The sequence below is a fragment of the Pandoraea pneumonica genome (assembly GCF_902459645.1).
Classification (GTDB): domain Bacteria; phylum Pseudomonadota; class Gammaproteobacteria; order Burkholderiales; family Burkholderiaceae; genus Pandoraea; species Pandoraea pneumonica.
Window position 1 is genome coordinate 520,764 of sequence record NZ_CABPSK010000002.1, and the last position, 21,791, is coordinate 542,554.

General features: G+C 62.6%; 20 protein-coding genes. 9 read left to right on the forward strand and 11 right to left on the reverse strand.

Annotation, left to right across the window (positions count from 1 at the left end; genetic code table 11):
• The first annotated feature begins 15 nt into the window (after positions 1–15).
• The 3 genes from PPN31114_RS11360 to PPN31114_RS26175 are packed head-to-tail and all read left to right on the forward strand — an operon-like array spanning position 16 to position 2,693.
• Positions 16–1,110 carry a hypothetical protein gene (locus tag PPN31114_RS11360; protein ID WP_150679615.1) on the forward strand — a complete coding sequence of 365 codons (1,095 nt, stop codon included), beginning with the start codon at positions 16–18 and terminating at the stop codon, positions 1,108–1,110.
• Between the two features lie 27 nt (positions 1,111–1,137).
• A complete protein-coding gene (locus tag PPN31114_RS11365) occupies positions 1,138–2,166 on the forward strand; it encodes an IpaD/SipD/SspD family type III secretion system needle tip protein (RefSeq protein WP_150679616.1) in 1,029 nt (342 codons plus the stop codon).
• Complete coding sequence (locus PPN31114_RS26175) at positions 2,163–2,693, forward strand: hypothetical protein (RefSeq protein WP_174987954.1); 531 nt, start codon at positions 2,163–2,165, stop codon at positions 2,691–2,693. Before PPN31114_RS11365 ends, PPN31114_RS26175 begins: the two co-directional genes overlap by 4 nt.
• Before the next feature lie 60 nt (positions 2,694–2,753).
• Here PPN31114_RS26175 and PPN31114_RS11375 read toward each other — a convergent pair whose 3' ends face one another.
• Positions 2,754–4,412, reverse strand: a complete 1,659-nt coding sequence (locus PPN31114_RS11375) for a winged helix-turn-helix domain-containing protein (RefSeq protein WP_174987958.1) — start codon at positions 4,410–4,412, stop codon at positions 2,754–2,756.
• A 286-nt stretch (positions 4,413–4,698) separates the two neighbouring features.
• Here PPN31114_RS11375 and PPN31114_RS11380 point away from each other — a divergent pair, with 286 nt between their 5' ends.
• The 3 genes from PPN31114_RS11380 (at position 4,699) to PPN31114_RS11390 (ending at position 7,921) form a co-directional block, all read left to right on the forward strand.
• Positions 4,699–5,103, forward strand: a complete 405-nt coding sequence (locus PPN31114_RS11380; RefSeq protein ID WP_150679619.1) for a hypothetical protein — start codon at positions 4,699–4,701, stop codon at positions 5,101–5,103.
• Entirely contained in the window at positions 5,100–5,438 is a 339-nt protein-coding gene (locus PPN31114_RS11385; protein WP_150679620.1) for a hypothetical protein, read from the forward strand. The genes PPN31114_RS11380 and PPN31114_RS11385 overlap by 4 nt, the downstream gene beginning before the upstream one ends.
• A 173-nt stretch (positions 5,439–5,611) precedes the next feature.
• Positions 5,612–7,921, forward strand: a complete 2,310-nt coding sequence (locus PPN31114_RS11390; protein ID WP_150679621.1) for a hypothetical protein — start codon at positions 5,612–5,614, stop codon at positions 7,919–7,921.
• Positions 7,922–7,985: 64 nt separating this feature from the next.
• Here PPN31114_RS11390 and PPN31114_RS11395 read toward each other — a convergent pair whose 3' ends face one another.
• From PPN31114_RS11395 to PPN31114_RS11440, 10 genes are all read right to left on the reverse strand, one after another.
• Positions 7,986–8,618, reverse strand: a complete 633-nt coding sequence (locus tag PPN31114_RS11395) for a hypothetical protein (protein WP_150679622.1) — start codon at positions 8,616–8,618, stop codon at positions 7,986–7,988.
• Between the two features lie 30 nt (positions 8,619–8,648).
• On the reverse strand, positions 8,649–9,035 hold the full coding sequence (locus PPN31114_RS11400) for a CesT family type III secretion system chaperone (RefSeq protein WP_150679623.1): 387 nt from the start codon (positions 9,033–9,035) through the stop codon (positions 8,649–8,651).
• Complete coding sequence (locus tag PPN31114_RS11405; RefSeq protein WP_150679624.1) at positions 9,007–9,882, reverse strand: hypothetical protein; 876 nt, start codon at positions 9,880–9,882, stop codon at positions 9,007–9,009. The genes PPN31114_RS11400 and PPN31114_RS11405 overlap by 29 nt, the downstream gene beginning before the upstream one ends.
• Before the next feature lie 131 nt (positions 9,883–10,013).
• Positions 10,014–11,369, reverse strand: coding sequence for a protein-tyrosine phosphatase family protein (locus PPN31114_RS11410; protein WP_150679625.1), 1,356 nt, complete (start codon positions 11,367–11,369; stop codon positions 10,014–10,016).
• A gap of 180 nt (positions 11,370–11,549) precedes the next feature.
• Positions 11,550–12,410: a hypothetical protein gene (locus PPN31114_RS11415; protein ID WP_150679626.1), complete on the reverse strand. Its 861-nt coding sequence runs from the start codon at positions 12,408–12,410 to the stop codon at positions 11,550–11,552.
• Positions 12,411–12,576: 166 nt separating this feature from the next.
• Positions 12,577–13,725 (reverse strand): rod shape-determining protein RodA, encoded by a 1,149-nt coding sequence (rodA, locus tag PPN31114_RS11420; RefSeq protein ID WP_150680369.1) that lies wholly within the window; start codon positions 13,723–13,725, stop codon positions 12,577–12,579.
• Positions 13,725–15,959: a penicillin-binding protein 2 gene (gene mrdA, locus PPN31114_RS11425; RefSeq protein WP_150679627.1), complete on the reverse strand. Its 2,235-nt coding sequence runs from the start codon at positions 15,957–15,959 to the stop codon at positions 13,725–13,727. Before mrdA ends, rodA begins: the two co-directional genes overlap by 1 nt.
• Positions 15,960–16,011: 52 nt before the next feature.
• Complete coding sequence (gene mreD / locus PPN31114_RS11430; protein ID WP_010805639.1) at positions 16,012–16,524, reverse strand: rod shape-determining protein MreD; 513 nt, start codon at positions 16,522–16,524, stop codon at positions 16,012–16,014.
• 9 nt (positions 16,525–16,533) lie between these two features.
• Entirely contained in the window at positions 16,534–17,502 is a 969-nt protein-coding gene (mreC, locus tag PPN31114_RS11435) for a rod shape-determining protein MreC (protein WP_150679628.1), read from the reverse strand.
• 184 nt (positions 17,503–17,686) lie between these two features.
• On the reverse strand, positions 17,687–18,730 hold the full coding sequence (locus PPN31114_RS11440) for a rod shape-determining protein (protein WP_010805637.1): 1,044 nt from the start codon (positions 18,728–18,730) through the stop codon (positions 17,687–17,689).
• Between the two features lie 552 nt (positions 18,731–19,282).
• Between PPN31114_RS11440 and gatC the strand changes: the two genes are divergently transcribed.
• From gatC to PPN31114_RS11455, 3 genes are all read left to right on the forward strand, one after another.
• The gene (gatC, locus tag PPN31114_RS11445) at positions 19,283–19,582 is read left to right on the forward strand and encodes an Asp-tRNA(Asn)/Glu-tRNA(Gln) amidotransferase subunit GatC (protein ID WP_058376796.1); all 300 of its coding nucleotides are present in this window, start codon (positions 19,283–19,285) and stop codon (positions 19,580–19,582) included.
• 131 nt (positions 19,583–19,713) lie between these two features.
• Positions 19,714–21,204: an Asp-tRNA(Asn)/Glu-tRNA(Gln) amidotransferase subunit GatA gene (gatA, locus tag PPN31114_RS11450; protein WP_150679629.1), complete on the forward strand. Its 1,491-nt coding sequence runs from the start codon at positions 19,714–19,716 to the stop codon at positions 21,202–21,204.
• Positions 21,205–21,279: 75 nt separating this feature from the next.
• Positions 21,280–21,735, forward strand: a complete 456-nt coding sequence (locus PPN31114_RS11455; RefSeq protein WP_150680370.1) for a hypothetical protein — start codon at positions 21,280–21,282, stop codon at positions 21,733–21,735.
• The last annotated feature ends 56 nt before the right edge of the window (positions 21,736–21,791 follow it).

Sequence of the window (21,791 nt, forward strand, 5' to 3'; positions counted from 1 at the left end):
ATCCGGAGAGAGACCATGAACACTGTTGTTGAGAGCCGCTCGGCGTACGTCGCGCCGAGCCAGTTGTTGCCGACGTGGGACGCCATCGGGCCGAAGGCCGACATCCCTCAGCTATTCGACGCCGACGCGAAAGCGAACAACAGGGCGAACTCCCCGCACGACATCCATGCCCCGGCGTTGAATACCCCTTCGTCGCAAGCCGATCGCGATTCGGCCCATCAATGGTTGCGCCAGTTGAATGCTGCCGGTAACGGTGAAAAGCCCCCGGGGGGCGACCCGCTCGCGGGTAATGACGGGACGGGGGGGATGGGTGGGATAGGGGGGATCATGTCGGATCAGGCATTAGTGCTGATGCGGTACTTCGCTTTTTTCCAGAAGGCTTTCGAGAACGACGTCAAGTTTCGCGCCGCGTTGACGCAGTTGCAGTCGGAAACGCTCAAAGGGTCGGTCGACGCCATCAAGCGCGGCGGCATGGCCACGATGATGGGCAATCTGTCAGGCGCGCTGATCTCGGTTGGCATGGCGGGGGCAGGCGCATATCAACAATTGAAGAAGGTACCGGAAGCGAGCGCGCTGAAAGACGGCGCGAAGGTTGACGTTCCCGCACCGGCTCCGACACCGGCGACGGGAGCGGGGGCGAATTCGCCGAACCCCGCAGGGACGCTCGACGTCGACGCTCCCGCGTCGACCATCCCGCCATCGCCATCGCCATCGCCTGCGACGCCCGACGTGGACATGCCCGAAGGCGGCGCGCCACCGTCAGCGACGCCAGACGTGGACGTGCCCGAAGCGAGCACGCCGACGCCCGCAACGCCCGAGGGACGCCATCCGCTCGACGATCAGCGCTTCAAGGCGCAGGCGCTGTTGCAACTGTCGAGCGCGACCGGCGGTGTCGCGACCGGCGGCGGCAATTACGCCTCGGCCATCGCGCAAGCCGACCGGCAGCAGAAGGACTCCGCGGTCCAAGTCCACAAGGACTCAGCTAGTTCGACGCAGGAGCAGGCCAACCGCGATCACGCGTCGATTACCGACATGATCAAAGCCATCGAGACGGCGATGCAATCTCGCACCAGCGCGATGGGTGTGGTCGCTGGAAACATTCGTGCCTGAGGGCTGTAACGTGGGGAGACAAATCACATGAGCGAAGCGGTGAATGCTAACTACCGGCCCGCGTGGGTACCGGTGAGTTCCGATATGTTGACGCCTGAGAAGCGCCCGCCCAGCGAGCCGATAGCTGAGATACAAGATCCGGCATCCGATGAAGACCGTGCGGGCGACGAGGTTCTGCTGGCAGGGGCACTTCAGGCAGCGAGCGGTTTGGGAGATCGCCTTCGCTCGCTCGATCGCGAGATTCGCCTGCAATCTCCCACGCCGGCAACTGTCGACGCGGTAGCGGTGAGTGCGCATGATCTGTCGCGCCGTCTTCGAGGGCTGGCGGCTATCGATGTGCCGGTTCCCGATAAGGTGCGCGACGACCTGTCCAAATTGATGAGTCTCAACGAGGCGCCCAAACCGGAGGACGATCCCCGTATGAACAATGCGGACTTCTGGGATCAGATCGCCGAGGCCATCGCCCAGATCAAAAGCGAGTATCTCGACGCCTACGGCGATGCGGCCGACAAATATCTCAAGTTCAACGAGGCAATCAGCAAGATCGTGGCGCAGCTGTCGTCGTGGATCAAAGCGGATAGCAAGGGAGAAAAGGTCACGCTAGACATCGCAGCGCTGAAGGCGGCACTGGAGGAGGTGAAGCAATCGTTCTCGTTGCCGAACCCCGCTGCGGTGCTGTATCCGCCGCAGAAGAAGGATGCTGAAGGTATCGAGGGCACGAGCAAGGAAGCCGCTGAGAAGTGGGCCAAAGATATGGGCGTTCCCGAGGACTGCGTGAAGGAGCAACCGGAAGGCAGCGGCAAGTATGTCGTCGTGATCGACACCGGCCCGGTCCAGCGCATGATCGACAACGTGCCCAAGGACGGCGAAATGAATCCCTTCGAGCTCGATATCTGGCGCTCCGGCTTTACGTCGCAAGAGAACCTGGTGAAAACGTCGATGCAGTCGATGTTGCAACGGTTCTCGACAGCGACGTCCGTCTACGACAATCTCGTCAAGGTGCTGAGTTCCACGATCAACACCACGCTCGAAGCCTGCAAAGGGTATCTGCGGTGAGTCGCGCGATCGGTGTTCTCGGCGAGGCCGCGCGGCAGCGCGTGCCACCGGCGTTGCTGCCCTTTGCACACCGCACGGGGTTTCGCGCCGGGCCGTTGCGCAATCTCCCGTCGCAACGGTATCTCTCGGGCGTGCTCGCCAGCGGCGACGCCGCGTCGATCGGCGTGGCGCTGATGATGGTGATACGGGACGCGCTCGATCCGACACCGCTCGACGACATTGCCTTGCGCCGCCGGTACATGGCCATGCGCGACGCTATCTTGCCGCGCGACGCAATGCGGCAGCGGGCGATTCTCGAGCAGTTTGCCGGCGGAGAAGCGCGCCGACTGTCCGACGCGTTGGGGGGGCTGATCACGTTGCTCGCCGAGCATCCGCAACGTGATTCGTTGCACGCCTTTGCTTCGGAGTTGATCTTGCGCGGTTCAACGGCGAGTCGCGCAATTTGTCGGAATCCGCTCGTAGCGGCCATGCTTGCGGGACTCGGGGTGTTTGGGATGCCGTCTTGCCGTGGCAGCAGCGTGATGTAACAGCGTGACGTGAAGCGGCCCCCACTTTCACCGGTGGGGGCTTTTTCCTTAGAGCGTAATTCAGAGGGAAAAAAGCGCGTCCAGACGCGGGTCATTCCGGTAGAAGCGTTGCCACGGATACCAGTCCATCCGCATTTTTCGCCACGTCTCGCGCGCAGCCGCCACACCCTGTACGCGCAAGATCAGGGGCAGCAGTCCGGCGCGCACTTGGCGGCAATCGACCCCTGCGAGCAGTTGTTCGCCCGCCCGTTTGGCCGCCGGATCGCCACCCCCCGCTTCGACATAGTGGCGATTGATCAGCAGCAGCCCCGTATCGTCGCCGGTCTCGCGCACGGTGCGAACGAGGGCTTCGGCTGCATCGTGGCGGCCCTGATGCGAAAGCATGACCGCCATCGTGCTGGTGAGTACCGGGTGATGCTGTCCATGCCGATGCAAATTCTCCTGCGTGAAAACGATTGCCTCATCGGTGCGCCGGTCGAAGAACATCGCCCATGCTTTGAGCATGACCGCCCCGACAAAACTCGGATCGTGCTCAAGCGCCATATCGAGTGCGGCTTCGGCAGCCGTGGCCTGTCCTGCCAGCACGCAGTGCCATGCGTGGTGATAGCGCACGTAAGGGTTCATCGGGGCCGACCACAAAGCGCGATCGAACAGAATATTCGCGACGCTGCTCTCGAACTTCATGCTGTGCAAAATCGCCAGCAGGCTGATGGCGTGCGGGTCGCGCGGCGCGAGGGCGAGCGCCGCTTCCACCGCGCCGCGCGCGCCTTGCATGGCCGCTTTTTGATCGAACAAGCCCAGATGGGCGAGCGCAAGATAGCACTCCGCCTGGCCGCAATACGGCGACGTGCGCGACGCACCATCGCCCACGCATTGATGAAACAACTGCAACGACTGGCGCAGGCTGGATGGCGTGTGTTGTTGGAGTTTGAAGCGAGCGTGAAGAAACGTCGTCGCGGTATCGAAGGTGTCGAACGAGTGCGAAAAATGCACCGATGCCGTGAGGCCGGGGACATGTTTCGTGATCATGTCCGTGACGCGAATCTCGATCGGGAGGGTGCCGGACTTTTCCGTCAGCGAAAAATCTTCGCTAAAGAGCAACTGATGGCCGGCCGAGTGCACCAGCTCGATACGCAGGCGATCGTCGTCGATGCGATGTCCGCACACATAAAAATCGGGGGAAAAACGTTCGACGAAGGTCGCGATGTCGTGGCATTCGAGCGATGTGCGGGTAATCGACGCCGGGAGGACACGCAGCCCGTAGGCGGTGTATTCGAAGAGCCGCGTGACGAGCCGGTCATGCAACAGCAGCGCCTGCGACGTGTTCTGCATGCGAAACGGCATGACGGCCAGCGTACATAGGGCGGCCGCGCGCGACGCGGCAGACACGATAGCGACGGAGCGCCGGATGCGGTACCCCGTGCCGTAGACCGTCTCGACGATACGGTCGGCTTTCTTCTCGCGAAGCAATCGCCGTACGGCGTAAATGCAACGCGTGAGCGACTCCTCGCTCACGTCCTGCTGCGGCCAGACGAGGCTGAGCAGCTTGTCTTTGCTGACGGTTTCCCCCGCCGCCTCGAGCAGCACGCGCAACACGGCCGCCTCTTTAGGTGGCAGGCACGTCTGCCGGTCTGCCTGCTTCAAAACACCATTGGCATCGAGCGAAAAATCGTCGAACAGAAACGTCTTGCCTTGGTGCGGGGTGCTGATTTGATTCATCTGCCGTCTCTCCTGCCCGCCCATGTTCCTCAAAGCGTGGAGACTATTCGAAGAAACCACGCTTTCACCGTAGCGGTGCGTCACAAATGGGTGATTTCCCGCGAGGGGCGGATGTGCGCGACCTATATGCCCGGTTTAGGTGGGCGAAAGATGGAATTCAGCAAAGCAACAACACCTGGATCATGGCTGCCAGCAAGACGTATTCCAAAAAATCGTCCCCCTATCAGAAATCATGGAAGCGCCAATTCAGCCCCAACGGTCGATCTCGTCCTCCGAACTGCGGCGCATGCGAGGACTTCACGGGGAGTGGGCCGCACTGGTGGTGCCTGTGCCGACGTGCACCGCACGATGGTTGTGCGATGCGATGCGAGCGCGCTGGGGCGTCGACGTGACGCTGCGCGGGGACGTGATCTATTTCGAGGCTAGCGATGGCGATGTCTGCGTGGTTCGTCACGCGGGCGCCACGCGCGTCGAGCGCCACATGGCCGGGGTCGACGAGGCCACGGCAGCCCATGCGATGACATTGAATGCGGCGTTATGCCGTCAACAGATGGCCTTCGATGCCGACTGCGATGGGTTGACGCTGCATGGCTATGTGCCGGGGCCGATGGATCCGGACAGCCGCCTTGTCGCTCTGCGCGAATTTCTCGCCATATCGAGCGCCATCAAACGGGAGGTGGCGGCGCGATGACCGACGACGGATTTGCTTTCCTTGTGCCGACGCTGGAAGCGGAACTGCCAGACGACGTGGGGGCGTTCTTTCAGGTGCGCTCGCTTGCCGGTCTCGCACCGTTTTGGATCTTGGAATACGTACACGGCCACTTGACGTTAATGCTGTCCATGCCTGACGACGCGCCGCTGCCGGCGGTTCGCTTCGGCGAGCACAGTGTGGACGGCGAGTTATGGCTGTGCTGTCCCGCGCGTTACCGCTCGCAAGGGGTGCAGTTGATTCATGCCAGCAATGTGAGCCCCACGAGGGCGGCCATTGTTGCCTTAGTCGAGAGATTCCTCAACGAGTCTCTCTGACATTGAGATCTGTGCGGCGCACCTGACCCGGGGATGCTGCCGCATGAATTTTCATGAAGGAGCATCAACCGATGATTCAGTTTGACCGGGCGAATATTCCGTTGACCCCGTGGGTCGACGCAACGCTTCAAAGATCGCGCGTCCCCGCCGACGTCTCATATGACATTGGCGACATGGAGATTGGCCTCGAGGTCCTCCCGTCCCTGGCTGCTAACGACAGCAATAACAACGACTTGGTCGCCCTGCGCGAACTTCATCTCTCGGGCGTGGAGGTGCCGGTTTCTTATGAAGATGTCCGCAGCGTCGCGATATCGCTGGCCCAGGTTTTCATGAATATTCGTGAAACCCACAATATCGCGGGGAGCGGCGGGGTGGAGCGAAGGCTCGCCGAGCGCTACGAAAGCTTGATGATGCGTGGCCCGAACCAAAGGGGCGATGCCGCTGAGATGATCGAGACCTACCGGTTCTTCCGGACCATGCAACACGCGTTGGAAAGACTCGCGCGCAGGCATCCGGGAACCGACTTGGTGCTCACCAGCGCGCTCTATGTCAGCCGGGTGATGAAGTGGCAGTTTCGTGCCAGTGCGCACGAAATGATCAAAGAGACACTCAACAATGCTTACTACGCCCGGCTGGTATCGATGATGCCGGGCTCGTCCACCTCGTGGGGCGTGTCGTTCAACGTTCGGGGCGAGGTGGTGCCCGGCGTCGGTCTTGGTCTCAATTTCGGCTACGACGCCGGTGTCGAATTCACCCCGACGGAGTGGTATGTCGAGAGCGACAGCCGCTCGGCATCGCTCTCGGCGGATGCGGAAGTGCTGAGTTTCCTGTCGGCCCACTGTTCGGCCGGGGCGAGTTCGACGCGGGCCGATATTTATGCCTCGCTGTCGGACTACGTGGCCAGTGCGAGTCACAAGTTCAGAGCGTGGATCAACGAGGGGCCAATTGCGTTGCTCGGCAAGGTGCGCGACCTGTTCTCGCTGTCCTCCACTTACGAACGCGATTTGGCGCGCGCAGACTTCAGCCGGCCATTTCTCGATGAACACCTGGCCAAGATCGGTTGCCGCAGTATCAACATCGCCCAGCGAAAGCCGATGCCGGCACCGCTTGAACAACACCACACCATCGCGGGCTCGGTCGATATCGGCGCGTCGGCGAATTTTTTCGTTTCGGCCAACGTCACCGCATCTGCTCGCAAGTTCAGAACGACCAAGGTGGTCAAGGTCGATGTTCTCGAGCTCGCCATGTCGCGGCCTAACGCGGCGCGAAGTGTTTTGCGAGGCGTGACGCTCAAACAGGATTCGAAGTCGCTGTTTTACGCGATGAAGCGTCACATCGAAAATTCCAGCGCGGAGGTTTCCCTCGAACTGATGAGCGGCGTGAAACGCAACGCGATTGCCAACATGGAATCGGGCGCGCGCACGTTGCTTGAACAACTCGCGCTGCTCAAAATCGAGAACAAGCTGACACCTGACGAAGAGACGCATTACATGGCGCTCATCGATGAGTTTGAGCGGATACTCCGTCCGAAGTCGCTGGCCACGCATGAAATTCAAAGCTTGCAGGACAAATGGCAAGCGGCGCTGGGCCTGCACGTTGGGTACGGCAACGTCTTGCCGAATGGCGCCGCGGTGCAGGTGACGTACGAGAAGGTGACTCGCGACGAAGATCCCTATAACTGCGGTAGTTTTCTCGACATCAAAGTCGGGGGTGCGGTCAATTTCATTGGCGGCATCGAAGAGGCGCTAACGCTGTCCGGCGTGAGCCTCGAGAGCGCGTGGGACGTCGCGCATATCGTCGACGCCGTCAAAGCGGGCGACATCGCTTACGACGCTGGTGTGCAGACCACGCTGCGCTACAAACTCAAGCCGGAGGGCATGGCCCTTCTGTACGCCACGACTGCCGCTGCCACGAACTATCGTTCGACGACACGCGCGCCGTTCGCACCGGTCTCGGGGAGCGTAACGTCGACGTCGTCATCGACGATGGTGGAGGCGCTGACGTTCGGCGGCGGTTGTCTCGACATGCTGATGCCCATTGCAAGGCAGCGACTGGTGGAGTCGAACCACGGCGGCCGAAGCTGGTGGACCAACTTCACCGAACGCCAGCGGGAGACGTTCGACAAGCTGTTCTTCAATCTCGCGGAAGGCCGTTCGGATAGCCCTTTACACGCCGACTTCCGCCGTATTGAGCTGGAAGTGCCGTCGACGGCACCGCTGATCAAAACGCTGAAAGTGTGCGCACAACGTATGGCGCTGGCGCCGACACCTTCGCACCGCGAAAAGGCCCACGAGGCACTGGCCGATGTGTTTCTGGCTTATATCGAGGGCGGCTACAAGGCGAAAGTCAACAGCGAGTGGCAGCATGCGTCGGAGCGCAAACGGGAGCGTGACGAGGACGACAGCGATACTGCCGCCACACCGGTACCGCAACGGCCACGCCTCGAACCGAGACCGTTCAGTCGTCGGCAGCTTGCCGCATAAACCGTCATGGCGCGGGCTGATGCCCGCGCCATGCTTGGCAAGCGATGTGGCGCGATGTGGTGCGTTAGGAATTGATCTGCGAGCTCGCCGGTGGCGTGAGTTGCGGTGCGCTCGACCAGCCGGGATTTCCGGACAAGAGGGTCAACGCCGAGCGGGCCTGCTGGGAGTGTGAACGCAAGGTCACATCGGGGGGAGCGCTTGCCCGAGACTCCGGCACCAGCGCGCTCGGTAGCTTGGCCTTCGCCGTGGGCACATTCAGCGGCACTGTGCGGGTGAACATCGCGTGGCGCGCGCCCGCATTGAGACGATTGGCGGCGTTCACGACGTTCAGCGCGTTGCGCAAATTTGCCGTATGCGGCCGAGTAGGGACGACGACGGGTGGCCTTGGGTCAGTCATGTCGCCCATAAACCGTTTGACGAAGTGCCTTGCCTTAACGCCCAACAAGACGGCCCGTACGTGGGCAAACAGTTGCTGCCATGGTCTCGTGCGTTCTACCCGTCCACTTGAGTCGGCTTTTCGATAGCTTTGCATGAGGCGGCTGACCCGCATGGTCTGCTTAGGGTGGAGGTAGAAGCTGGTGCCGCCGTACGACACAAAGCCGCCCTTCTTGGTCAGGCCGATTCGCATGTCCGGCGGCAGACTGATCAGTTGAGCCACGGTTGGGTTGCGGGGGGGGGATTGGATGGGGGTTGTCATCGTGTGATCTCCGTGAAGGGAAGAGGGAAGTCATCCGGCACCAGGCAGGGTCTGGGCGACGTCGATGAGCTCGCCAAAGGCATCGGCGAGCGACACTCGATCGTGTCCGGAGAGCGGCATCTTCAGCCAGCAGTTCAGCTTGCCGTCATCGTTGAGCGAGACCACGGGCTGATAAATGGTGGCGCGCAAGTGATTGGCCTGAAGCGCCGTAACGATCGAATCTGTCGAGGGGGCCTTGTTGACCTCGGCCAACATGAACCATGACACCTGATCGATAGCGCCAAAGTGCACGCATAGCCGGTCTTCCACATCGAGACTCACGACTTCCTGATCCGGCTCCGGCGCGAAGGCGGGAAAGCCGATATGGAGCAACAGCTCGCCGACAACGTTATGAAAGGGGTGAAGATCTTGCATCATGGAGCGTCCTTGGCGTGGGTGGGGAATCGATCGAGGGCGGAGCGAAGCGCGATGCGGCAGACGTCAACGGCACGGGAGAGACCATCACGTCCCTCTCGGCGCAATGGCAGCGGCGATGGCGTGCTTTGGCGAACCGCGACAGTTCCTGATACTGGCCGAAGGTGGGGTCGAACGTGAGCGTGCCGATGCGGATGTCTCTGAGCACGCTGTCGAGCGATACGTTGCCGCGCTCGTACAGGGCGGCTGTCGCCAGCCACATGCCTAGCCGCGCACTCCGATGCGTGGCCTGTACCGCCAGACATATCGACTTGAGTGGGCGCGTCTCGACGTGATAAACGCTGCTGCGGCGCGTGTGTTGTGCGGGCGTGTCCGTTCTGAGCCGCTCGGTAATCTGGTGTAGATACGCGAGCGCATCGGCGTGAATGATGGGGTGCCCGTCCCGTGTCCACGCCTGGACTGCGGGAAAGGTGACGATGCCCGAGCCGTGCGTGAGCGAAACGACGCCGGTACGGATGCGAATACCATCCATCGGACTCACGTTCTGTGCGAGCAAATACGTCGAATAGGCGATGTCGCCGAAGCGCTGGCTGGTACACGACAACGTCGGGTAGTCGGCGTTGCGCGATTGCAGCTCGCTGTCCGAGGCGAGTGTGACCAGCACGGATGGCGGGTCGGTGAACCAGCGGTGCAGGTATCGTTCGATGCCTCCCGATCGGGGCGGCTCGCGCCGCACGGCCAGTATGCGGCCAGCGTGACGCAGCGCTGGGTAATGGCACGCGGCGGGGCGCGCGGCGGTCTGGTTTCCGGCGGTCCGGGGTGACGAGGTGTCGATGGCATCGAGCAGCATGGCGGATCTCCCGCACGCGAGCGCGTCGCGTGATGTGGTTCGTGCGTGGTTCGTACTTGGTTCGTACAAAAGTGCGGCAGGCCGATCACGGTACTGCCGTGCCGACTTGTGCACCGCGATGCTTGAGCGTCTTAGCGGTTTTTGAGCAACGGCAATCGGAGGTCATCGGCAAAGGCACTGATGACGTCGATCTGATGTGCCGTGCCGATCAACTGCGGCGACCCCGTCAAACGGATATCGGTAATCACCTCTTCAACACTCACCGGCTGGCTTTGCCCCGGCGATTCGGCGTACAACGCGATGGCGGCGATAAGCACACCGGCAATGCCCTGAATGTCGTCGAACACGATGACGGGACAGCCGCTCACCGGGTACTCAGCTTTGCCGCACGGTTTGGCATGCGGTGGCACATGCCGTGTGGCGTCTTCGATGAATTGAAGCGTTTGGGTGACGTACAACTTGTCGGTCGTCACTTCCGGCTTATGGCGATACGGCGCATGCAAAACGGCAAACGCGACTTCCCGCGATGCCGATCTCAAGGTACTTGCGTAGATGCTGAAGTCGGTCATACACGTTGCTGCGGCACTCGTGGCGACATGCTGGGTGTCGACCTGAATCTGTACCCGGCTCTGCTCCCGACTTTCTGGGGTTCGCCAGTCGTGCGTGGCGTGACCGGTGCGATTGACACGAGGGGTGCCGCCATCCGTTGGCGCCAGGCCGCAGGGAGTCGCCTGCGCGCCGACATGGACAACGACCGCCGGGCGCAGCGTCATCAGCATTTCGAGATGACGTTCGACGTCGGCGGGCAGCGGGGCCTGACAAGCCACCGCGACGAGCCGGTCGCCGACGTAGATGGCGTTCGCGGGCAGCAACGCACCATTGCGTGCGCGCAGCACGGTCTGACGTGCGACCCAGAGCGATCGATCGCGGCTGGTCGACAACTCGCGATGAAAGTGATCGCGGTAGGGCGAACTTCGATCAGTGAGCAGTTTGTACAAGCCGGTCGCGCTCTGCGCGGACCCCATGCGCAGCCGAAGTTCCGACGGGGCATCGCGTGGCAGACACCGCTCGGCGATGTCGACGGTGCACAGGCTATCGTTGCCGCGCCAACTGAGTTGGCGTTTGATGCCCTGAAGCATTCGGTCTTTCACGCTGGCCGTGGCGTTACGTAATAGCCAGACGAGCACATGCGACTGGTCGAGCCGCATCGTTCGCGTGCTCGCGAGGAAGCCAGCGTTGCTCTGGGCCCGCGCGCTGAAGGGCGTGAGTTGCTTGAACGACGCCGCGATCATCTCGTGCGCGCGCCGCCACTGCCGCGGATGCCGATAGACGCTCCAACCGACGAGCAACATCAGGTAGCCGTCATGGCTCACGCCGATGGTGGTGCGGGCCGGATCGATCGCGTGGCGGCAAATAAGGCGGTGCAGACGCTCGACTTCATGACTGGTCATGGTCGCGGCGTTGATCTGCGTGTGGATCGAGGCCATGCGCTGGGTTTCCTCCAAAATCCAGAACGAGCATGGACCAATGGTCGTCGGCGCGCCGCAATGACGCTTGCAGGTTTGGCTCATCGTATACGGTGGCCCGTCGGGGCCGAGGGGGCGCGATCGAACTCGCGCCCGCTCGACATTCCTCGTGTGTTGGCACTGACGGGCCACCTCGCCGGATCAGAGGCTGCCGGTGGCCATCAGGAGCCGGAGCAGTTCAGGGCTGAAGCTTGGCTGCATCTGCAACTGTTCGACGAAGGCGGCGGGTTGCGTCGTCGGGGGTGCCGTCCGATCGCCAGGCGTGAACGTGGCGCGTCGCGCAAGCAGATCGGGGCGCGGTTTCGGTACCGGCACCGTCACCGACGGCGGGCTGTCATTACCCGACGTGTTCGACGGCGTGCGCGAACGGGGCTTCGGTATCGGGGCTTCGGTCACTGCCGGTGAGTGCGATTGCTCGACTTCAGTTTGCAGATACGCCATGTAGTGACGCAGCAGCGCGGGTCGGTTCATCTTGGGGGGCAATGGCGGCGGCGTGTCGTCTTCGTGGGGTTGCGCGATCGATGGGGACGGCGCGCCCGACGAGGTGAGCGGCGATACGAGTGACTGCGACGTCAATTGGGGCGCACTTTCGGAGCGGGGCAGGGACGTCCGCTTCGCATCGACGATTGGCGCGCGTTCCGGGGTTCGTTCCGCGGCGCGATGTGCCACGGACGATTTGCGCACTAACAGAGGCGTGCCCACGTAAGAATCGCGGTGCTTTCTCAACGTCATGACAAGCTCTTGCGTCGCTCGGTGGCTCAGGCGAAGCGTGTCCTGTTGGAACGTCGATTTGGCGCTCTCGCTGAGCCGGTGCTCTTTGAGAAACTTCAACGCCCGATGTGTCTCGTGAGGGTGCAGCAGATACTGCATGCCCTTGTAAATCGCGAGCGTGCCATCTTTACGAATGCCGATACGGCGCTCGTGCGTGTCGAACGCTTCGGTTCTCAGGTACTCCATCGCCGGGGTGGAGTTGTTGGCGAGTGAATGCAGCGTAATCGACATGGCGTTTTTCCTTTTCCGGTGTGGGAATAGGATTGTTTTTACGCGATGCCTGTACGACCGACTCGCAGATAACGCTCATCGACGTGGTCATGCGCCCACGAGGCAAAAACAAACGGCAGAGCGAAGGCTCTGCCGTTGTTGTGAAGCGACGCGTGGCCGAGCGGCGCTAGCTCTGCATCAAGCGTTTTTCGCGTGCGACGCTCATCAGAATGCCCACGCCGAGGCCGAGGGTGACGAGCGCCGTGCCGCCGTAGCTCATGAACGGCAGCGGCACGCCCACCACGGGCAGAATGCCGCTCACCATGCCCATGTTCACGAACGCATAGGTGAAGAAGATCATCGTCACCGCGCCCGCCAGCAGGCGGCCGAACAGCGTCGCCCCCGAGGCGGCAATCATCAGTCCGCGTGCGACCAGCAGCAAATAGAGCAAGATCAGCACGCCTTCGCCGATCAGCCCGAACTCTTCGGCGAACACGGCGAAGATGAAGTCGGTGTGCTTCTCGGGGATGAACTCCAAATGCGCCTGCGTGCCCTTAAGCCAGCCTTTGCCCATGGTGCCGCCCGAGCCGATGGCAATCACCGACTGAATCGTGTGGAAGCCCTTGCCCAATGGGTCGGACGTCGGATCGAGCAGCGTGCACACGCGGTGCTTCTGGTAGTCGTGCAGGATGTGCCACTCGACATCGGGCTGGCAAATCTTGTCTTCGAGCGCGAGGATCGTGCCGATACCGATCACACCCGCGACGAGCACCGGCAGAATCAGCTTCCACGACAACCCGGCCAGATAAATCACGTACAGACCGGCGGCGGCCACGAGCAGGCCCGTGCCCAAGTCGGGCTGCTTGGCGATCAGTCCCACCGGAATGCCCAGCAGCGCGAGCGCGGCCAGATAGTCGAACCAGCGGATATTGCCTTCGCGTTTCTGGAAGTACCACGCCAGCATCAGCGGCATGGCGATCTTCATGATTTCGGACGGCTGGATGACCATGCCGACGTTCAGCCAGCGCTTGGCGCCTTTCTTCGTCAGACCGAACATCGCGACCGCAATGAGCAGCGCAACCCCGGCCGTGTAGAGCGGTACCGCGAACTTCATCAATGTCTGCGTGGGCATCATCGCGAGCACCCACATCAGAATGAACGTCAGCACGATGTTGCGAATCTGGTCTTCGACGCGCCCGGGCACATCGATGCTGGCGCTGTAGAGCGTCACGAGCCCCACGCACAACAGCAGAAAGACGATGAGCGCGAGCGGCTTGTCGAAGGCGGCGAACAGGCGCTTGACCTGCTCTTTCCACGTATGTTTGTCGAGCGCCATCATGGCGTTCCTCCTTGCGCGCTTTGGGCACGGATAGCGGCGCGATGGCGAGCCTCGTCGGCAACGGTCGGGCTCACGGCAGGCTGACGCTGCGGGGCCTTGGGCGCATTCGGCGTGCTAGCAGGGTTCGGTGCGTTGGCCGCTGCCGATGTCGACGTCGCTGCCGATGCCACGCGTGGCACCGTCGCCGTCGTGGCCGTGCCACCGTACGCGGCGGCGCGCAGACCCAGTTCGGCGGCGCTGGCCGGCGGTGCGTCGGGCGCAGCCGACACCGTGGCACCGGAAGCCGCACCGGGCACAGATGCCCCGGCTTGCAAGGCGGCCGCTTCGGCAGCGCGTTCCTTCGGTTCGTCGATCAGGTAGTAGTCGAGCAGGCGACGGGCGACCGGACCCGCTTGCGCGCCACCCCAACCGGCGTTTTCAACGATCAAGGCGATGGCGATCTTCGGCTCTTCCGCCGGCGCGAACGCGATAAACAGCGCATGGTCGCGTTTGAACTCGGGAATCGCGTTGTGGTTGTACTTCTCGTTCTTGCCCAGCGAGTACACCTGCGCCGTACCGGTCTTGCCACCAGCGTCGTACGGCGCGCCTGCGAAAGCCTGACGGCCCGTGCCTTCCTTGATCACACCGACCATCGCGCGTTTGACGAAATCGATATCCGATTGCTTGTACGGCAAACGGGCGCTTTCCTTCGGCACGGTGAGCTGGCGCGAGTGCGAGACCGGGTCTTCGACGGCCTTCACAAGGTGAGGCTTCATCACCACGCCGTTATTGGCCAGCGTGGCCGTGGCGTGCGCCAGTTGCAGAATCGTGAACGAGTTGTAGCCCTGGCCGATGCCCAGACTGATCGTCTCGCCGTCGTACCACTTCTGCTGCGCCGCCGTTTTGTACGCCTTGCGCTTCCACTCGGTCGACGGCAGGATGCCGCGCGCCTCGCCTTCGATGTCGATGCCGGTCAACTGGCCGAAGCCGAGCGGCTTCATGAAGTCGTGGATCGCGTTCACACCGAGGTCGTGCGCGAGCATGTAGTAATAGGTGTCGTTCGACACCACGATCGAGCGGTACATGTCGATCCAGCCCTGCCCGTTACGCACGTCGTTGCGGAACGTGTGGTTGCCAAGCGTGAACGAGCCCGTGTCCTGGAAGCCCCAGTTCGTGGTGCGCTTGCCCAGCGTGAGCGCAGCGAGTGCCATGAACGGTTTGTACGTCGAGCCGATCGGGTACGTGCCGCGCAGCGGACGGTTGAGCAACGGGCGGTCGGGCGAATTGTTCAGGGCGTCCCAGTTCTGTTGATCGATACCTTCGACAAACATGTTCGGGTCGAAACTCGGCGCCGACACGAACGCGAGCACGTCGCCGGTTTTCGGCTCGATGGCCACCACGGCACCGCGGCGGCCTGCGAACGCCTGCTCGGCCACCTGCTGAAGCTTGATGTCGATTGACAGCACGAGGTTGTCGCCCGGCGTCGCCGGTGTGCGCGAGATGGTGCGCACCGGGCGGCCGCCTGCCGTGACTTCGATTTCTTCGAAACCGGTGATGCCGTGCAGTTGCGTCTCGTAGCTCTGTTCCACGCCGATCTTGCCGACGTAGTCCGTGCCCTTGTAGTTGTTCACGTCGCGGCGAATGTCGTACTTCGCGCTGTCGCTATCGTTTTCCTCGCTCATCGCCTCGATGCGCTGACGGTCGCGCTGCGAGATACGGCCGATGTAGCCGATGACGTGCGCCGCCGTTTCGCCGAGCGGGTATTGCCGGAACAGGCGCGCGTGCACATCGACCCCGGGGAATCGGAAGCGCTGCGCGGTAAAGCGGGCCACTTCGTCGTCGGTCAGACGGGTGCGGATCGGCAGGCTCTCGAAGCTCTTGCTGTCGTCCATCAGCTTCTTGAAGCGAGCACGGTCGCGCGGCGTGATTTCGATCACGTCGGACAGATCGGTAATCAGGTCTTCGAGTGGACGGCCGATCTTCGACGGCGTGATTTCCAGCGTATAGGCGGAATAGTTGCGCGCGAGCACGACGCCGTTGCGGTCCATGATCACGCCGCGATTGGGCACGATCGGGGCCAGCGAGACGCGATTTTCGTCGGCTTGCAGCGCGTATTGGTTGTGACGGAAGACTTGCAGATAGACGAAGCGCACCGCGAGCAGGCTGAAACAGATCAGCACAAAGAGCGCGGCCGCCGTTACCCGTAGGTGAAACGTCTGTAGTTGCTGCTGGGGATTCTTGAACTCGGTCATGCTGGCGGGTACGGGCGGGCCTCGGTGGTGCGATCGTTCGGGCGGTAGCCCATCAGATCGGACGCGTGTCGTCGCGGTCGACGGCGCGCTTCTGAGGCGCCAGCAGCAGGATACTGATCACGGGCCAGAGCAGCGCTTCGACAAAGCTGGCAGCGAGCGGCCACCAACCCGGGAACGCGGCACCCGTGGCGAGCCGGATGATAAACGGCACCACGTGGGCAAGTAACAGCAACGGCAAGACAGTCAACGCCTGGCCGAGCAGCGTGAAAAACAGCACTCGGCGGTGGATCATGATAGCGCCGTACGACAGCAGCGTGTAAGCGAGCGCATGCTCACCCAGCAAGCCAGCGTTGTGCACGTCCATGAGCAGGCCGACGAGGAACGCCACACCCATACCGACTTTGCGCGGCTGATGGATGTTCCAGAACATCAGCACGAGCGCGACGAAGTCGGGCATGGCGGGGGCATGGCCCCACGGCATCAGGTTGACCAGAAACGCCACCACGAGACTGAGCGCGATGAAGTACGGATTGACCGGCAGCAGAATGTATTGCGGTCGTGACATGTCGGTTCCTTAGTGGCCTTTCTTGAGCGTCGGCGCGCGCTTCGGATCGGCACGCGTCGCGCCCTTCTGACCGGGCTTTTCACCGCTGGCCGACGGATCGGAGGCGCGCGCGAGATCGGCGGCGGCGTCCGGATGCAGGGCGAGCGGCGTGGTGTATTGCAGAACCAGCACCTGACGCTGGCTGCGAAGGTTGGCGACCGGCTGGCACAGAATGCGCGCAAAGGCGGTGTCCGATACGCGGTCGACCTTGGTGATGCGTGCGACAGGCAGACCGGCCGGGTAGATACCGTCGAGCCCGCTGGTGGCAATTTCGTCACCGACTTTCACGTCGGCCGACAGCGGGATGAAGCGCAGGTCGAGCACGTCGCCGCGCAGGCCGCCATAAATCACGCTGTGCACGCCGCTGCGGGTCACTTGCACGGGCACGGCCTGTTCCTTGTCGGTGAGCAGCGTCACTTCGCTTTGCAGCAGGAACACGCGCGAGACTTGGCCGAGCAGACCTTGTTCGGTCACGACCGGCGCGCCGAGTTTGACGCCATGCTTCGTGCCACGGTCGATCACCACACGCTGCGTGAACGGATCGCGCGTGTCGTATTCGATTTCGGCGGGAATGCTGGGCACCGGCAGGCGCTCGCGAAGGGTGAGCAACTGGCGCAGATGTTCGTTTTCGGCCACGAGCTGGTTATTGCGCTGGGCCTGAACGGCGAGTTCGAGGTTTTGCTCGCGCAGGGCACCGTTCTCGGTGGTGAGCTGGTTTTCGGTCGAGAAGAAACCCGCAACGCTCAAGATGGCATCGCGCGGCAGCAGCATCATGCGCTGCACGGGATAGAGGGCGGTACCGACGACAGTGCGCACACGCTCGAGCGTGTTGTAGTGCGAGTCGACCACGAGCAGGCCGATGGCGAGCGCGACAAAACAGATCAGCCGGGCCAACGCCGACGGACCCTGTTTGAACAGTGGCGGCGGACTGTACTGCATGGTGGGCCCTTCAGGGGAGCACGCGCAGCAAAGGGCTGCGGTGCGCGAATGGTGTCAGTCGGGCGCGACCGGGCGGCATGGCAATGCCCCCCGTGCGCGTATGAGTGCTACGCAGCCCGTCGTGTCCGGCGGGGTGTGGATGGTGTTGCCCCACCGCGCCTGACGACGGACCACGCACGTTGGCTTACTCGTAGGAGAAGATGCTGCCGAGCTTATCCATGCGCTCGAGCGCCATGCCCGAACCACGCACCACGCAGGTGAGCGGGTCTTCGGCGACGAGCACCGGCAGACCGGTTTCTTCGGCGAGCAGGCGATCCAGGTCACGCAGCAATGCGCCGCCGCCCGTGAGCATCATGCCGCGCTCGGCAATGTCGGCACCCAGTTCCGGCGGGGTTTGTTCGAGCGCGATCTTCACCGACGACACGATCTGGTTCAGCGGATCGGTCAGGGCTTCGAGAATTTCGTTGCTGGAGATGGTGAAGGCGCGCGGAATGCCTTCCGACAGGTTGCGGCCCTTGACTTCCATTTCCTTGACTTCGGAACCCGGGAAGGCCGAACCGATTTCCTTCTTGATGGCTTCTGCCGTCTGTTCGCCGATCAGCATGCCGTAGTTGCGGCGGATGTAATTGACGATGGCTTCGTCGAACTTGTCGCCACCGACGCGCACCGAACCCTTGTAGACGATACCGCCCAGCGAGATCACGCCAACTTCGGTCGTGCCGCCGCCGATGTCGACGACCATCGAGCCCGTTGCTTCCGAGACCGGCAGGCCGGCACCGATTGCAGCGGCCATCGGCTCTTCAATCAGATACACCTGCGAGGCGCCGGCACCGTGCGCGGCTTCCTTAATAGCGCGGCGCTCGACTTGGGTCGAACCGCAGGGCACACAAATAATGATGCGGGGCGAAGGCGAGAACAGGCGCGACTCGTGCGCCATCTTGATGAACTGCTTGATCATCTGTTCGGTGACCGTGAAGTCGGCGATTACGCCATCCTTCATCGGGCGGATCGCCTCGATGTTGCCCGGGACCTTGCCAAGCATTTGCTTGGCTTCCTTGCCGACGGCCTGAATCGTCTTCTTACCGCTCGGGCCACCTTCCTGACGAATAGCAACGACTGACGGTTCGTCGAGAACGACGCCCTTGCCGCGCATGTAGATCAGAGTGTTGGCCGTGCCCAGGTCGATGGCCAGGTCGTTGGAGAAATAGCTGCGAAGAAAACCGAACATGCAAAATCCTGTGTTTGCGTGAGAGGCCGCCCCAAGGGATGTGACTGGGACGGCTGCCTGTCGTCTGGGTTCCGGACTGTTCGCAAAAAAATCGCCAGGCGCCACGCGGCGGCTCGCGAATCGTGCGGACAAACCGAGGAATGCTGTACCGGCAGGAGGCGGGGCTGCCTTCGTAAATTCGTCGCGTCAGGGTCTTCCAATGGACTGCGCGATCGTCTGTCGCGCCCTCCGTACCTACCGTGGCCCACCTGCGCGACAGCGGCGAAGGGTGCAAAAACACGCTCCGACGCAAATTTAATGCGCAATGATACCTTATAATTTCGCAGGTTTTGCAGGAAAAACGAGCACGTTGACACCACATTCGGCTCCCCCGGCCCTCGCGCCGAAAGCCCCGTGGCACGGCGCGCCAGCCCTCCTGCGCAGCCCGGTGCGCGGAGTAAAACAACGCACTGGCACCCCCGGGTGCCGCGCATTCTCCGCATCCTGTCCCTAATTTCGGCGTCAGGCCTGCATCCGGCTGCTCTCCAATGCGCATTTTTTCGGGATTTCTTCATGGCTTTGAATCTCTCCGACGTCAAACGCATCGCCCATCTCGCACGTCTGGAGCTGGCGGATGACGAGGCGGCTCACATGGAAAAGGAGCTCAACGGCTTCTTCGCGCTCGTCGAGCAGATGCAGTCGGTGGACACCACAGGTGTCGCCCCCCTCGCGCATCCCATCGAGCAAATTCAAGCAGTTGCCCAGCGACTGCGTACCGATGCCGTGACCGAAGTGGTCGATCGCGACGCCAATCAGCGTCCGGCGCCCGCCGTTCAGGACGGCCTGTATCTGGTGCCGAAGGTTATCGAGTGACAGCCGCCGCGCGCGCATGCACCGGGTAGTCCGGCGCGCTGCGCGACACGTTGCGGCGCGGCGCGGGCTTCACCGCCCACTTCGCGCCCACCACGCTCCGTCATTCCCTTAAGCGCTCTATTGCCGCCACCATGGAACAAGATCTGATTCATTTGCAGGACCTGCGCGCTGCGCTCGACGCCAAGCGTGTGTCGAGCGTCGAGCTCACCCAACACTATCTGGCGCGCATCGACGCCGCCGCCGACCTCAACGCTTTCGTGCAGGTCGACGCCGAGGCGAGTCTGGCGCAAGCCCGCGCGGCCGACGCACGCATTGCCGCTGGCGAAGGTGCGAACCACCCGTTGCTGGGCATCCCCGTCGCGCATAAGGATGTGTTCGTCACGCGCGGCTGGCGCAGCACCGCCGGTTCGCGCATGCTCGAAAACTATGTGAGCCCGTTCGACGCTGCCGTTGTCGAGCGTCTCGGCGGCGCTGGCATGGTCACGCTGGGCAAGACCAATATGGACGAGTTCGCAATGGGCTCGTCGAACGAAAACTCGTACTTCGGCCCGGTGAAAAACCCGTGGGACAAGCGCGCAGTGCCCGGCGGTTCGTCGGGCGGCTCGGCGGCGGCAGTCGCGGCGCGTCTCGCCCCGGTGGCCACGGGCACGGACACGGGCGGCTCGATTCGTCAGCCCGCAGCGTTCTGCGGTGTGACGGGTATCAAGCCGACGTATGGCCGCGTGTCGCGTTACGGCATGATCGCCTTCGCATCGTCGCTCGATCAGGGCGGCCCGTTCGGTCATAGCGCAGCGGATTGCGCATGGATGCTCAACGGCATGGCCGGTTTCGATTCGCGCGACTCCACGAGCTTGGAGCGTGCCGACGAAGACTTCGCCCGCGGTCTGGGCAAGCCGCTCGACGGCGCCACGGCCGACAAGCCGCTCGCGGGTCTGCGCATCGGCCTGCCCGCCGAATACTTTGGTGAAGGGCTCGACGCCGACGTGCGCGAAGCCATCGACAACGCCTTGGTCGAATTCGAGAAGCTGGGCGCCGTGCGCGTGCCGGTGACGCTGCCGAAGACCGAGTTGTCGATTCCGGTGTACTACGTGCTCGCCCCGGCGGAAGCGTCGTCGAACCTGTCGCGCTTTGACGGCGTGCGTTTCGGTCATCGCGCCGCCGAGTACGGCGATCTGCTCGACATGTATAAGAAGTCGCGCGCCGAGGGCTTCGGCACCGAAGTGAAGCGCCGCATTCTGGTGGGCGCGTACGTGCTCTCGCACGGCTACTACGACGCCTATTACCTGCAAGCGCAGAAGATTCGCCGCTTGATTGCGCAAGATTTCCAGAATGCGTTCGCGCAGTGCGACGTGATCATGGGGCCGGTCGCGCCGTCGGTCGCGTGGAATCTGGGCGAGAAGAGCGCCGACCCAGTGCAGATGTATCTGGCCGATATCTACACGCTGTCGGTGAGCCTGGCCGGTTTGCCGGGCATGAGCTTGCCGGTGGGCCAAGGGCGCGATGCGCGTCCGGTCGGCTTGCAAATGATCGGCAACTATTTCGACGAAGCCCGCCTGCTGCAAGTGGCCGACGCGTTCCAACGCGCGACCGACTGGCACAAGCGCGCCCCGGCGGGCGTGTAATCGATGGCCCGCCAGCACGTAGTGACTTCGCCGCGCGCCAGCACCAATGATGAGAGCGCACGTCCCGTGACGTTGATGCAGCGCACGGGCCGTCTGGCGGCATTGACCGCGATGGTGCTCACGCTCGCATCGTGCAGTCTGCCGTTCAGCCGCCCGACGCCGATCGCCTACCGCGAAATCAATCTGTCGGGCTATTGCTCGCAGACGGACGAAGACGGTTTTCGCGAGCAGGCCACGTTGAAGGTGTCGGCCAATCAGGTGCAGGCACTCGATTGGCGTTTGTGGGTGGGTAAGCGCGGTAGTTGCCACTTCAATCTGGCGGATTTCCATCAAACGCAGTCGCGCCCGAGTATCGAGTTGCGTGCCAACAGCGGCAGTAGTTGCAAGCTGCTGATCTGGCAAGACCCGGGCAACGTGACGATCGGTCACGCGAATTGCGAGGCGTACTGCACGCCGGGCGTTTACGAGAATGCGTGGCCGGTGAGCTTCGATCCGCATTCGGGCGTTTGTGCGGCGGATACACGCCGTTGATGGCGGATATGCGCCGTTGATTTGACGAACAGGCTGGGGCGATCGCCCGGCGGCTC

Excerpts from the sequence above, each read along its gene's own strand:
- PPN31114_RS11415 (WP_150679626.1), bottom strand. The coding sequence starts at position 12,410 with ATGTCGATTACGCTGCATTCACTCGCCAACAACTCCACCCCGGCGATG.
- PPN31114_RS11410 (WP_150679625.1), bottom strand. The coding sequence starts at position 11,369 with ATGGCCTCGATCCACACGCAGATCAACGCCGCGACCATGACCAGTCAT.
- PPN31114_RS11405 (WP_150679624.1), bottom strand. The coding sequence starts at position 9,882 with ATGCTGCTCGATGCCATCGACACCTCGTCACCCCGGACCGCCGGAAAC.
- PPN31114_RS11365 (WP_150679616.1), top strand. The coding sequence starts at position 1,138 with ATGAGCGAAGCGGTGAATGCTAACTACCGGCCCGCGTGGGTACCGGTG.
- PPN31114_RS11360 (WP_150679615.1), top strand. The coding sequence starts at position 16 with ATGAACACTGTTGTTGAGAGCCGCTCGGCGTACGTCGCGCCGAGCCAG.
- PPN31114_RS11385 (WP_150679620.1), top strand. The coding sequence starts at position 5,100 with ATGACCGACGACGGATTTGCTTTCCTTGTGCCGACGCTGGAAGCGGAA.
- rodA (WP_150680369.1), bottom strand. The coding sequence starts at position 13,725 with ATGGCGCTCGACAAACATACGTGGAAAGAGCAGGTCAAGCGCCTGTTC.
- PPN31114_RS11455 (WP_150680370.1), top strand. The coding sequence starts at position 21,280 with ATGCAGCGCACGGGCCGTCTGGCGGCATTGACCGCGATGGTGCTCACG.
- mreD (WP_010805639.1), bottom strand. The coding sequence starts at position 16,524 with ATGTCACGACCGCAATACATTCTGCTGCCGGTCAATCCGTACTTCATC.
- PPN31114_RS11380 (WP_150679619.1), top strand. The coding sequence starts at position 4,699 with ATGCGAGGACTTCACGGGGAGTGGGCCGCACTGGTGGTGCCTGTGCCG.
- PPN31114_RS11440 (WP_010805637.1), bottom strand. The coding sequence starts at position 18,730 with ATGTTCGGTTTTCTTCGCAGCTATTTCTCCAACGACCTGGCCATCGAC.
- PPN31114_RS11395 (WP_150679622.1), bottom strand. The coding sequence starts at position 8,618 with ATGACAACCCCCATCCAATCCCCCCCCCGCAACCCAACCGTGGCTCAA.
- gatA (WP_150679629.1), top strand. The coding sequence starts at position 19,714 with ATGGAACAAGATCTGATTCATTTGCAGGACCTGCGCGCTGCGCTCGAC.
- PPN31114_RS11375 (WP_174987958.1), bottom strand. The coding sequence starts at position 4,412 with ATGAATCAAATCAGCACCCCGCACCAAGGCAAGACGTTTCTGTTCGAC.
- gatC (WP_058376796.1), top strand. The coding sequence starts at position 19,283 with ATGGCTTTGAATCTCTCCGACGTCAAACGCATCGCCCATCTCGCACGT.
- PPN31114_RS11400 (WP_150679623.1), bottom strand. The coding sequence starts at position 9,035 with ATGATGCAAGATCTTCACCCCTTTCATAACGTTGTCGGCGAGCTGTTG.
- PPN31114_RS11390 (WP_150679621.1), top strand. The coding sequence starts at position 5,612 with ATGGAGATTGGCCTCGAGGTCCTCCCGTCCCTGGCTGCTAACGACAGC.
- mreC (WP_150679628.1), bottom strand. The coding sequence starts at position 17,502 with ATGCAGTACAGTCCGCCGCCACTGTTCAAACAGGGTCCGTCGGCGTTG.
- mrdA (WP_150679627.1), bottom strand. The coding sequence starts at position 15,959 with ATGACCGAGTTCAAGAATCCCCAGCAGCAACTACAGACGTTTCACCTA.